General features: G+C 68.8%; 11 protein-coding genes and 2 pseudogenes. 4 read left to right on the top strand and 9 right to left on the bottom strand.

Annotated elements, in window-relative coordinates:
- Window positions 1-215, top strand: a pseudogene (locus OKW78_RS15855) (hypothetical protein); the annotation flags it as partial.
- 45 nt (window positions 216-260) lie between these two features.
- Here OKW78_RS15855 and OKW78_RS15850 read toward each other — a convergent pair.
- From OKW78_RS15850 to mdh, 4 genes are all read right to left on the bottom strand, one after another.
- Window positions 261-545 (bottom strand): hypothetical protein, encoded by a 285-nt coding sequence (locus tag OKW78_RS15850; RefSeq protein WP_281196032.1) that lies wholly within the window; start codon window positions 543-545, stop codon window positions 261-263.
- Window positions 546-701: 156 nt separating this feature from the next.
- Window positions 702-1,103, bottom strand: a complete 402-nt coding sequence (locus tag OKW78_RS15845; RefSeq protein ID WP_281196031.1) for a DUF5790 family protein — start codon at window positions 1,101-1,103, stop codon at window positions 702-704.
- 103 nt (window positions 1,104-1,206) lie between these two features.
- Window positions 1,207-1,368 (bottom strand): hypothetical protein, encoded by a 162-nt coding sequence (locus tag OKW78_RS15840; RefSeq protein ID WP_281196030.1) that lies wholly within the window; start codon window positions 1,366-1,368, stop codon window positions 1,207-1,209.
- A 141-nt stretch (window positions 1,369-1,509) separates the two neighbouring features.
- Window positions 1,510-2,424 carry a malate dehydrogenase gene (gene mdh, locus OKW78_RS15835; RefSeq protein WP_281196029.1) on the bottom strand — a complete coding sequence of 305 codons (915 nt, stop codon included), beginning with the start codon at window positions 2,422-2,424 and terminating at the stop codon, window positions 1,510-1,512.
- 102 nt (window positions 2,425-2,526) lie between these two features.
- Between mdh and OKW78_RS15830 the strand changes: the two genes are divergently transcribed.
- Both OKW78_RS15830 and OKW78_RS15825 read left to right on the top strand, forming a co-directional pair.
- A complete protein-coding gene (locus OKW78_RS15830) occupies window positions 2,527-3,120 on the top strand; it encodes a hypothetical protein (RefSeq protein WP_281196028.1) in 594 nt (197 codons plus the stop codon).
- 67 nt (window positions 3,121-3,187) lie between these two features.
- Window positions 3,188-5,050: a histidine kinase N-terminal 7TM domain-containing protein gene (locus OKW78_RS15825; RefSeq protein WP_281196027.1), complete on the top strand. Its 1,863-nt coding sequence runs from the start codon at window positions 3,188-3,190 to the stop codon at window positions 5,048-5,050.
- Between the two features lie 84 nt (window positions 5,051-5,134).
- Here the strand turns inward: OKW78_RS15825 and OKW78_RS15820 are convergent, their stop codons facing one another.
- Together OKW78_RS15820 and OKW78_RS15815 are read right to left on the bottom strand one after the other, a co-directional pair.
- Window positions 5,135-5,878: a DNA polymerase sliding clamp gene (locus OKW78_RS15820; protein WP_066413032.1), complete on the bottom strand. Its 744-nt coding sequence runs from the start codon at window positions 5,876-5,878 to the stop codon at window positions 5,135-5,137.
- A 116-nt stretch (window positions 5,879-5,994) separates the two neighbouring features.
- On the bottom strand, window positions 5,995-7,374 hold the full coding sequence (locus tag OKW78_RS15815; RefSeq protein ID WP_281196026.1) for a phosphoglucomutase/phosphomannomutase family protein: 1,380 nt from the start codon (window positions 7,372-7,374) through the stop codon (window positions 5,995-5,997).
- A 108-nt stretch (window positions 7,375-7,482) separates the two neighbouring features.
- Between OKW78_RS15815 and OKW78_RS15810 the strand changes: the two genes are divergently transcribed.
- Window positions 7,483-8,016, top strand: coding sequence for an NADPH-dependent FMN reductase (locus OKW78_RS15810; RefSeq protein ID WP_281196025.1), 534 nt, complete (start codon window positions 7,483-7,485; stop codon window positions 8,014-8,016).
- Window positions 8,017-8,034: 18 nt separating this feature from the next.
- On the opposite strand, the gene OKW78_RS15805 is transcribed toward OKW78_RS15810, so the two are convergent.
- The 3 genes and pseudogenes from OKW78_RS15805 to OKW78_RS15795 all read right to left on the bottom strand — a co-directional run.
- Window positions 8,035-9,291, bottom strand: coding sequence for a magnesium transporter (locus OKW78_RS15805; RefSeq protein ID WP_281196024.1), 1,257 nt, complete (start codon window positions 9,289-9,291; stop codon window positions 8,035-8,037).
- Window positions 9,292-9,434: 143 nt separating this feature from the next.
- On the bottom strand, window positions 9,435-10,340 hold the full coding sequence (argF, locus tag OKW78_RS15800; protein WP_281196023.1) for an ornithine carbamoyltransferase: 906 nt from the start codon (window positions 10,338-10,340) through the stop codon (window positions 9,435-9,437).
- Window positions 10,298-10,490, bottom strand: a pseudogene (locus OKW78_RS15795) (hypothetical protein); the annotation flags it as partial. The pseudogene OKW78_RS15795 and the gene argF, both read right to left, overlap by 43 nt.

Genomic DNA, 10,490 nt, shown 5'->3' with positions numbered 1-10,490 from the left:
GGGGGGTCGACCGCTGGGGGGAATGGGTCTCCGGGGTGAACCTCGCGCACGACTCGGACGAGTTCACGGATAACGGCGTCGTCGGCGACCCGACCGCGGGCGACGCGGAGCGCGGTCTGGAGCTGCTCGACCGCGCGGGCGACGCGCTCGCCGAGCTGGCGCGGGCCGTCGCGGACCGGGAGGTCGCGGATCGCGACGCCGACGCCGACCGCTGACGCGTTTCCGACCGCGAAGCGACGGAACGGTCCCGTCGAGGCGGGTCAGATCACGTCGCCGGGGTCGTGTGCGTCCCGCATCCGTCTCGCCTCCGTGGCGTATCGTTCTCGAAGCTCCGGGTCGTCGACGGGACCGAGTTCTCCCGGGCCGGCCTCGACGGCGGCGGTGGTGTCCCGGACGTCCGAGAAGGAGGTGAGCGCGCGTTCCTTCCGGAAGTACCGCTCCCCGTCGGGCGTGGCGTACGTGAGGATCACCACGTTCTGTTCGTCGTCGGAGTAGGTCCGTTCGACCAGCCAGACGCGGACGGCCTCCGTGGTGGATTCCACCATGCTCGGAACTTCGGCCGCACGGAACATAAACCGAGGAGGGCGTTCCCGCTCGAGAGGACGGGTCGAGTCAAGGACGGAGGACGACCCGGGACGAACCGGGACGAAGACGGGGATCGGATCCGGGCGGGCGGAGAGCGGAGGACCGAACGTGGCAGGCTACTCCTCGTCGTCCGCGGCGTCCTGGAGCGCGCCGCGGATCGCGGGGATCGTCCCGGTGAGCGAGGCCACCTCCTCGGCCGCCGACTCGATGTCGCCCACGAGCGACTCCAGATCGGCGATCTCGCTCTCGAGGTCGTCGGCGTCCTCGAAGGCGTCGGCGCGCTCGCCGAGGACGTACGCCTTCTTCGCCGACCGGACGTGGTCGACCGCGTCGCCGACGTCGAGTGCCGACTTGAGCCCGTTGAGCGCGCCGAGCACGTTCTCGGCGTCCGTCACCCACACGTCGTCGGGGTCGGGCAGCTCCTCGCGGGCGGCCGCGAGGTGCTCTTCGACCTCCGCGCGCGTCTCCGCCGCGGCCTCCCCGAACAGGTCGTCGTCGTCGAACGTGGACTGGCTCATGCGGGGACCGTCGTGCCGACGCGGTTTATATTCGAGCCCGAAAGCGAAAGTGAAGTTCGCCGATAGCGGCCTCCTGGATGGGATCTACGATGACGGGAGCCATTCAGATTCGGCCGAGCAGTTCGACGGTCACGAGAAGGATCGCGAACGCCAGGAATCCGGCGAGGATCGCCAGCGTGCGGAGCCACGGGAGCACGACCTCGGCGTCCGGCGTCGCCGCGATGAGGGGGCGGTGCTTCCGGGAGTCCGGGTCCGACGCGCTCATGGTCGGTTCTCGAAGGGGCGAGCACATGAAGTCGACTATGAGCGCACCGTCCGGTATCGGAGGGTTCGGGAGCAATACGGAGGGTTTCGTATGGATACGGAACGGTACGGAACGGTACGGACGCCGGTGACGCCGCGTCGCCTACGCGATCTTCTCGTACTGCTCGGAGAGCTTCTCGGCCGCGTCGTCGAGCAGGTCGGCTTCGTACTCGTCGAGTTCCCACTCGACCACCTCCTCGACGCCGTTCGAACCGAGCTTCGCCGGCACGCCGAGGGCGGTGTCGTCGTACCCGTACTCGCCGTCGAGCACGACCGAGCAGGGGAGCACCTCGCCGGTGTCGTTCAGGATCGCCTCGACGGTGTGGGCGACCCCGGTGGCGGGCCCCCACTGGGTCGCGCCCTTCCGGCTGATCACGTCCATCGCGGACTCCTGGAGGTCCGCGAGGATCTCCTCCCGCTCGTCGGCGTCGAACGCGGGGTCGCTCCCGTTCACGCGCACCTTCGAGAAGACGGGCGCCTGCGCGTCGCCGTGCTCGCCGAGGATCGTCGCCTCGACGTTCTTCACGGGCGCGCCGAAGCGTTCGGAGAGGACGTAGCGGAAGCGCGCGGAGTCGAGCCGGCCGCCGAAGCCGACCACCTGACCCCGGTCGCGGTCGCCCGCCTCGTACAGGTGTCGGTTGAGGAGGTCGACCGGGTTCGAGGTGGTGACGGTGACGAAGTCGTCGTTGTACTCGGAAAGCGACGACCCGATGTCCTCCATGATGGGGGCGTTGTCGCCGGCCAGGTCGATCCGGGTCTGACCCTCCTGCCGGGGGATCCCCGCCGTGATCACGACGACGTCGGAGCCGGCGGTGTCCTCGTACTCCCCCTGGCTGACCGTCGTGTTCGAGTCGTAGGCGACGCCGTGGTTCGTGTCGGCCGCCTGGCCGATCGTCGTCTCGCGCTGGTCCGGGATGTCGACGAAGACGAGCTCGTCGACCACGTCGCGCAGTGCGAGGTTGTAGCCGGCCGCAGCTCCCACGGTCCCCGCCGCGCCGATCACGCTGACTTTGGTCATGTCACCTAATACCGCGGTCGGACGGCGAGTAAACGTTTCGGAAGGGAGGAATCGACGGAGCGTCGCGAAAACCCTAACTTCGGCGGCCGCACACGGCCACTCGTGCCGACGTTCCGCTACCCGTGTCCCGGCTGCCGGACGACAAACAGCCTCCACGACGCCGACTGCGACTTCGAGGGCGTGAGCTGGCCCACCGTCGAGAAGGCGTACACGGACCTCCTGTCCGTCCTCACCGCGGAGCCCGACGGTCTGTCGGAGGCGGCCCTCCGCGAGGCGGTCGACGACGAGTGGGGCGGGCTCCACAAGGCCGCGCTGGGCGCGCTCGAACGCGAGCAGCGGATCGTCCGCGAGAACGACGATCTCCGACTGCTCACCGCCGCGGAGTTCAAGGAACTCGTCTCGGAGCCGACCCGGGAGCCGATGCGGACCGTCTACGAGCGCGGATCCGTCCCCGGCTGTCACGACAACGCCGTCTTCGCGATGGTCGCGTGGTACGAGATGGTGGGGCTCTCCTGGCCGGAGACCAAGGAGAACGTCGTCGAGTGGCTCCACACCTCCGGCGCGTGGGACCGCGGCGGCTTCGAGGAGTCCTCGCCGGAGGAACTCGTCGAGGCGAAACGCCACGTCTACGACGCGGGATACGGCTGGAAGGAGAAGGGACAGGCGGCGAAACGCGTCATCGAGCGGCACGGCTGACGCCCGCCGCCTCCCGCCCGGAAGCGCACGACAGCTTTAGGCCGCGCCTCACCGTCGTACCGGGCGTATGGTACTCGACGCCGTCCCCGCGTGGCTCTCCGCCGCGTGGCCGGTCGTCCCCGCGTGGCCCGCCGTCGGGTCGATCGCCGGCGGGGCCGGTGCGCTCGGGCTCGCGTGGGCGATCCGTCGTCATCGCGGCCGGCCGGGCGTCGACTGGTTCCTCGGCGTGTTCGCGGCGCAGGCCACGTGGTGTCTCTCCTACGGCGTCGGCCTGCTCGTCGACGACCCGACGCTCCGGGTCCTTCTGGAGACGACGACGTGGCTCGGAGTCCTCTGGACGGGGATCGCCTTCCTCGGGTTCGCGCTCGAGTACACGGGACGAAGCGACGTGGTTCGAAGCCGCCCCTTCGCCGTGGTCGTCGGGTTCGGCCTCCTCTCGACGGTCGTCCTCGCGACGAACCCCCTCCACGGCGCGTTCTGGACGGGGTTCCGTTTCGATCCGGTCTTCGGCGTCTCGACCGTCTCGTACGCGCTCGGCCCGTGGGCGTACCTCGTCGTCGCGGTGGAGACGGTCCTCGTCGCCAGCGCGGTCTTCCTGCTCGTCGACACGCTACTCAGCTACGGCCCCCTCTACCGGCGCGAGAGCGCGGCGGTGGCGTTGAGTTCGCTCCCGCCGGGATTCGCGCTCGTCGCCTGGACGCTCGGAGTGGGACCGGTGCCGCAGCTCCGGCTCGCACCCCTCATGTTCGTCCCGCACGTGCTGCTCGACGCGTACGCGTTCAACCGCGCGGAGATGTTCGACCGGAACCCGACCACCAGCCGCGCCGCCGAGCGCACGGCGATCGACGACCTCGCCGACCCCATCGTGGCGCTCGCGCTCGACCATCGGATCGTCCGACTCAATCCCGCCGCCAGGAGGCTTCTCGGCGTCGACGCCGCGAGCGCCCGTGACAGACCGCTCTCGGTGTTCCTCGACGTGCCGATAACCGTGGGCGAGGACGACGAGATAACGGTCAACACGGGCGGCCGCCGCCGCACGTACGCGGTGTCGACCTCGCGGCTGACCGACCCGAACGGGACCCACGTCGGGTACACCGTGGTCCTCTCGGACGTCACCGAGCGCGAACGCCGCCGCCAACAGCTGGAGGTTCTCAATCGGGTGCTCCGACACAACCTCCGCAACGACGCCGGACTCGTCCACGGCTACGGCGAACTGCTCGTCGAGCGACTCGACGACCCCGAACTCGTCCGGATGGCCGACGCGATCGAGCGACGATCAGGGGCGCTGGCCGCGCTCGGGGAGAAGGCCGGCACCGTCGAGTCGCTGCTCGCCGACGCCGACCCCGTCGAAGTCGACGTGACCGAGGTCGTCGAGGAAGTCGTCGACGAAGCCCGCGAGCGCGACCCGGACGCGACCGTCGACCTCACGATCGACGTCGGCGAGGACGGAGCGGAGGGAGCGGAGAGAGCACGGGGAGCGGAGGGAGCGGGCGGATCGACCGCCCGACTCAGGCCCGACGCCCTCCGGGCGGTCGTCGAGAACACCGTCGAGAACGCGATCGGGCACCACGACGGCGCGGGTACGGAGCGGGAGGACGGCGGCGCGTGGGTCCGAGTGACGCTTCGGCGCGAGGACGCGGGGGACGACGGAACGGCCGGAGACGACGAGAACGCGGGCGACGAGAACGCGGGCGACGAGGAGCCCGGCCGGTTCCTCCTCGTCGTCGATGACGACGGGCCGGGGATCCCCGACCACGAGGTGAAGGCGGTCGAGTCCGGCCGGGAGACCGCGCTCGAACACGGATCCGGGCTCGGGTTGTGGGTCGTCGAGTGGGCCGCCGGCGCGCTCGGGGCCGACGTGGCGTACGCCGACCGCGAGCCGCGCGGGACGCGGGTGACGGTACGAGTGCCGGTCACGAACGGAACGTGAGACGGTCGAAAAGCGGAAGGGGAGGGAGAGAGACCCGAAAAGAAGAGGAGAGAGAAAGGACAGAAGCTGTCGTTTTCGAGGGCTTCAGTCGCTCTGGATGCGAGGGGCCAACATATACGTCACCTGACCTAACCCCTCGCCGAACGCGTAGTGGAGCTTGACGGGGAACTCCTCGCCGAGCTCGACGGTGACCTCGGCGTCGCCGGGGATCGCCTTGTTCATGTCCTTGAGGTAGTCGAGGCTGAAGAGCGAGTCCGCTGCCCCGGCGGTGAGCGCGATGAGGTCCTCACGGGCGAGTTCCAGGTCGACGTCGTCGGTGTCGCCCTCGGCCTCGATGAGGAACGTCTCCGCGGTCTCGTCGACGCGCAGCCGGATGTGGTCCGAGACCATGTCGGCGGCCTTCACGCCGCGGTCGAGCTGTGCCCCCTCGACGACGATCTCGGCGGGGAGGTCCAGGTCTGGAATGTCCGGCTCCTGGCGGATGGAGTCCGGGTCGATGAGCGCGAGCGTGTACGAGAGTCCGTCCGTCTCGATGTGGAGCTTACGGGTCTCCTCGTCGAGTTCGAGGTGGATCAGGTCGCCGGAGTTGGCCATGCCGGCGATGTCCTCGAGGCGGGCGAGGTTGACGCCGATGACGCCGCCGTCGGCCTCGTAGGACTCGAACGCGGCGGCCTCGAGGGTGAGATCGACCATGCCGACGTTCGCGGGGTCGACCGCGCGGATCGAGAGCGCCTCCTCGTTCAGGCGGATCTTACACTCGTCGACCAGCACGCTCACCGAATCGAGCGCGTCCTGCAGCGTCGACGCGCTCACGATGGCCTTGAACATATACGCTCGACTAGGGTGGTATCCCCTAAAAAGGCACCCAATCCGAGCGCGTCCGGACGGCGCACTCGGGCCGTGTGACTGGGTACGGTCGGGTCACACCGGCGGGCGCGTCCGGCTCACACGAGCGGCTCGACGAGCTCCCGACCCTCCGCCAGCAGCGACTCGACCCGGTCGTCGCTGTCGGCCTCCGCGTACACCCGTAGCTTCGGCTCGGTCCCCGACGGTCGGACGAGCAGCCACGATCCGTTCTCCAAGAGGAGCTTGAACCCGTCGAGCGTGACGACATCGGCGACCGCGTGGCCGTCGACGGACTCGGGAATGTGGTCCTCCAGCTCGTCGAGGACGCCCGCCTTCCGGTCGTCCGGGCAGTCGATCGAGACCTTCCCTGCGGCGATCCGGCCGTGTTCGTCGAGCAGGCGGTCGACGCGGGCGTCGAACGGCTCCGCGTCGGCGGCGTCGGCCGCGAGCAGCGCCATCAACACGCCGTCCTTCTCGCGGACGTGCCCGCGCACGGAGAACCCGCCGGACTCCTCGCCGCCGAACAGCGCGTCGTGTTCGCCCATCGCCTCGGCGACCCACTTGAACCCGACCGGGGTCTCGTACACCTCCTCGCCGTGTGCCTCCGCGATCCGGTCGACGAGGAACGTCGTCGAGACGGTCCGAACTGCGGGGCCGGAGTCGTCCTCCAGGAGCCGGTCGTAACAGGCGGCATAAAAGAGGTTGGCGTCGAGCACGCCGCGTTCGGGCGTCACCACCGCGACCCGGTCGGAGTCGCCGTCGTTGGCGACTCCCAGGTCCACGTCGCTTTCGGGATCCGTCACGAGGTCGGCGAGATCCTCGAGGTGTTCCGCGCTGGGCTCGGGCGGTTCGCCCCCGAACGTCGGGTCGCGGTCACAACGCAGGCGGCGTACCTCCGCGCCGGCGGCCTCGAGCAGCGCGTCGGTCACCCCGCGGCCGCTGCCGTGCATCGCGTCGTACGCGACCGTGAGTCCGTCGAGATCGGCGTCGACGAGGTCGCGGGCCGCCTCCGCGTGTGGGGTCACGAAGTCGTGCCGTCGGACCTCCCCGCGTTCGTTCTCGGGCAGGAGGTCCGGCTCCGCGAGCCGCGAGACGACGTTCTCGGTCACGTCGGGCAGCGCGGGTGCGCCGTCGCTCGGGATGAACTTCACGCCGTTGTACTCGGGCGGGTTGTGGGAGGCGGTCACCATACACGCGCCCGCGAGTCCCTCCGCGACGATGCCGTACGCGATCAGGGGGGTGGGAACGTCGCGTTCGGGGAGCAGGACGTCGAAGCCGTTGCCCGAGAGCACCTCGGCGAGGCTCTCGGCGAACCCCTCCGAGGTCTCGCGGGCGTCGTACCCGACGGCGACCGGCTCGTCGTGTCCCGCCGCCTCGAGGTGGTCGGCGACCGCCTGCCCCACGATCCGCACGCGGTCGTCGGTGAAGACGTCGAGCGTGGCTCGCCAGCCGTCCGTGCCGAAGGAGATCTGATCCATGGGAGAGTCGTTGACGGCGACCGACATAATTCCCGGTGAGCGCGATCGAGGTCGATCGCCGCCCGACGAACCGCTTCCGTTTTTGACGCCGCGACCCGAACCCGCGGTATGACCAGGATCGTCGCGATCTCCGGCAGTCGGCGGACGGAAAGCACTACAAGGGCCGCCCTCCGAGTCGCGCTCGACGCGGCGACCGACGCCGGCGCGGAGACCGATCTGATCGACCTCGGGCGGGTCGACCTCCCGCTGTACCACCCCGACGAGGACGCACAGGGCGACAGCGAGCGGCTGAAACGACGGGTCCGCGAGGCCGACGGCGTGATCGCCGGGACTCCGGTGTACCGCGGTTCCTACTCCTCGACGTTCAAGAACTTCCACGACTTCTGCGGCTCCGACGAGTACGAGGACACCGCCGTCGGCCTGCTCGCGACCGCCGGGGGCGGCTCCTACGGCGGCACCCTCGAACACCTGCGGTCGACGTTCCGGAACGTCCACGCCTGGACCGTCCCCCACGAGGTCGGGATCCGCGGGGCGTCCTCGGAGATCGACGATGACGGACGGATCCCCGACGACGACCTCCGGCGGCGGACCGAGCGGCTCGGCCGCGTCGTGACCGAGCACGCCGAGCGGCTCGGGGAGTGACGGACACTCAGGCCGCGCCTACAACAGGACGGCCTGAGCCAACCCGAGGAAGACGAAAAAGCCCAACACGTCGGTCGCCGTGGTGATGAAGATCGTCGCGGACGTGGCCGGATCGTAGCCCAGTCGGTCGAGCAGAAGCGGCGTGATGGCACCGAAAAAGCCCGCGATGACGAGGTTTGCCACCATCGAGACGCCGATGACCGCCCCGAGCAGGACACCGAACTCGCCGAACGAGAAGGCCGTAGCGATCACGGCGACGAGGACCCCGGTGATCGTCCCGTTGACGGCACCGGCGACCACCTCGTTGAAGATGACACGCTTGCCGGTGTTGAGCGACACCTCGTCGAGCGAGATCCCGCGAACCGTGACCGCCATCGCCTGTGTGCCGGCGTTTCCGCCCATTCCCGCGACGACCGGCATGTATGCTGCCAGGATGGCGACGGCGGCGATGGTCGACTCGAACAGGCCGACCACCGCGGCAGCCATGAACGCCGTTCCGAGGTTGAGGATCAGCCACTTATACCGTCGCCGCACCTTCGTCGCCGGGCCGTCGAGGACGCTCTCCTCTTCCGCGACACCGGTGAACTCGTAGAGCGTTTCACCCCGGGCCTCTTCGAGCAGCCGCAACAGGTCCTCGGCGTGGATCACTCCGAGGACGTCCTCGTCCTCGTCGAGCACGGCCACCGAACGCTCGCGGTTCTGCTTGAACACCTCGAGGACCTCCTCGTCATCGCGGTCGTACCGGACGTGCGGCGTCTCCTGGACGTAGTCACCGAGTTTCGCCGTTTCGTCATCGGCCACTGACAGCGCCGCGCCGGGGAGTTCTCCTTGTAACTCTCCATCGGCAGTGACGAAGATCGTCGGGACCTGTCCCGTCCGCTCTTCGAACCGACGAACGCGTTCGACCACGTCGGGGAAGTCTCGTGTTTCATCGACGGTGACGTAATCGAGGCTCATCACCCCGGCCGCGCTTTCAGGGTTAAACGAGAGCAGGAAGTCGATCTTCTCGCGGCGTTCGCTGTCGAGCGTAGCGAGCAGTGCCTCACGCGTCTCCTCGTCAGTGTACCCGAGAACGTCCGTCACCTCGTCCGGATCGAGACGGTCGATGAACGTTTCCAGTTCCGACCGACTCATATCAGCGATGAGGTGTTCTTTCACGTCCTCAGTGAGCCCGAAGAACACGTCTCGCCACTCGTTGAGTGGCAGGTCTGTGAACGGGTTCGACGGCTCTGAAGCCATCGCGATCGTCTCCGGTATGTCCGTCTGCCGACTCATAGCAGGAGTATATAAGCCAGATAGTAAATTATGACCGATCGCGTCATCGTGACGAGACGCTATCGGCGGTGGCTACTCCACCGACACCGACGGCGACCGACCGTCGGTTCGTCTTCGGGGCGCTACAGCCCGTCCTCGGGACGCTACGATCCCCCCTCGCCGAGCAACTCGACCAACAGCGCGTTCTGTGCGTGCATCCGGTTCTCCGCCTGGTCCCACACGAGCGCGCGGTCGGACTCGAGCACGTCGTCGGTGACCTCCTCACCGCGGTGGGCGGGCAGACAATGCATCAGCTTCGCGTCGGTACCGGCCAGCAGGTCGACGTTCACCTGAAACCCGTCGAACGCGGAGAGTTTCTCCTCGCGCTCGTCTTCCTGCCCCATCGAGATCCAGACGTCGGTATACACGATGTCGGCCCCGTCGACGACGCTACCGGGATCCGTCCTTGGCTCCACGTCCGCGCCGAACTCGGCCGCCCGCTCGAACACGGCGGGGTCCATCCCGTAGTCGGCGGGGGTGGCCACCCGCACGTCGATCCCGGCCATCGCCGCGCCGACGACGAACGATTGCCCGACGTTGTTGCCGTCGCCGACCCACGCCACGGTGGCGTCCTCGCCGACGGACTCCCGGATCGTGAGCAGGTCCGCGAGCGTCTGGCAGGGGTGTGCCTCGTCGGTGAGCCCGTTGATCACGGGACAGTCGGCGTGCTCGGCGAGCGTCTCGACGTCGCCGTGGTCGAACAGCCGCGCCATCACCGCGTCGACGTAGCGGCCGAGCACCCGGGCGGTGTCCCGCAGCGGTTCGCCGTGGCCGAGCTGGAGGTCGTCGGGGCCGAGGAACATCGCGTGGCCGCCGAGCCGCGTCATTCCCGTCTCGAAGGAGATCCGCGTCCGCGTCGAGGGCTTCTCGAAGATCATTCCGAGGGTGGTGTCGGGGAGTCGCGGATCGGTCTCGTCGGCCTTCATCGCGGCCGCACGATCGAGCAGGGCGTCCAGTTCGGCCGGCGTCACGTCGTCGATGTCGAGGAAGTCGTCGGTAGCGAGTGGCATGTATGGGTTGTGTCGTCGATGTGGTGTGTGCGGGTGCGTCGTTCGTCGCGATCGGCGATGTCCGTTGTGCCGATGTCGGTTGCGGTGGCGTCAGTTGCGGCGATGTCGGTTGCGGTGGCGTCGATCCCGTCGAGAAGGGAGCGTCGCGGC

The sequence above is a fragment of the Halorubrum sp. F4 genome, from assembly GCF_027257195.1.
In the GTDB taxonomy this organism is placed as follows: domain Archaea; phylum Halobacteriota; class Halobacteria; order Halobacteriales; family Haloferacaceae; genus Halorubrum.
The sequence above is the reverse complement of the archived record's forward strand: the minus strand, read 5'-3'. Positions and strand labels throughout refer to the sequence as shown.

Excerpts from the sequence above, each read along its gene's own strand:
- OKW78_RS15850 (WP_281196032.1), bottom strand. The coding sequence starts at position 545 with ATGGTGGAATCCACCACGGAGGCCGTCCGCGTCTGGCTGGTCGAACGG.
- OKW78_RS15845 (WP_281196031.1), bottom strand. The coding sequence starts at position 1,103 with ATGAGCCAGTCCACGTTCGACGACGACGACCTGTTCGGGGAGGCCGCG.
- OKW78_RS15840 (WP_281196030.1), bottom strand. The coding sequence starts at position 1,368 with ATGAGCGCGTCGGACCCGGACTCCCGGAAGCACCGCCCCCTCATCGCG.
- mdh (WP_281196029.1), bottom strand. The coding sequence starts at position 2,424 with ATGACCAAAGTCAGCGTGATCGGCGCGGCGGGGACCGTGGGAGCTGCG.
- OKW78_RS15825 (WP_281196027.1), top strand. The coding sequence starts at position 3,188 with ATGGTACTCGACGCCGTCCCCGCGTGGCTCTCCGCCGCGTGGCCGGTC.
- OKW78_RS15820 (WP_066413032.1), bottom strand. The coding sequence starts at position 5,878 with ATGTTCAAGGCCATCGTGAGCGCGTCGACGCTGCAGGACGCGCTCGAT.
- OKW78_RS15815 (WP_281196026.1), bottom strand. The coding sequence starts at position 7,374 with ATGGATCAGATCTCCTTCGGCACGGACGGCTGGCGAGCCACGCTCGAC.
- OKW78_RS15810 (WP_281196025.1), top strand. The coding sequence starts at position 7,483 with ATGACCAGGATCGTCGCGATCTCCGGCAGTCGGCGGACGGAAAGCACT.
- OKW78_RS15805 (WP_281196024.1), bottom strand. The coding sequence starts at position 9,291 with ATGAGTCGGCAGACGGACATACCGGAGACGATCGCGATGGCTTCAGAG.
- argF (WP_281196023.1), bottom strand. The coding sequence starts at position 10,340 with ATGCCACTCGCTACCGACGACTTCCTCGACATCGACGACGTGACGCCG.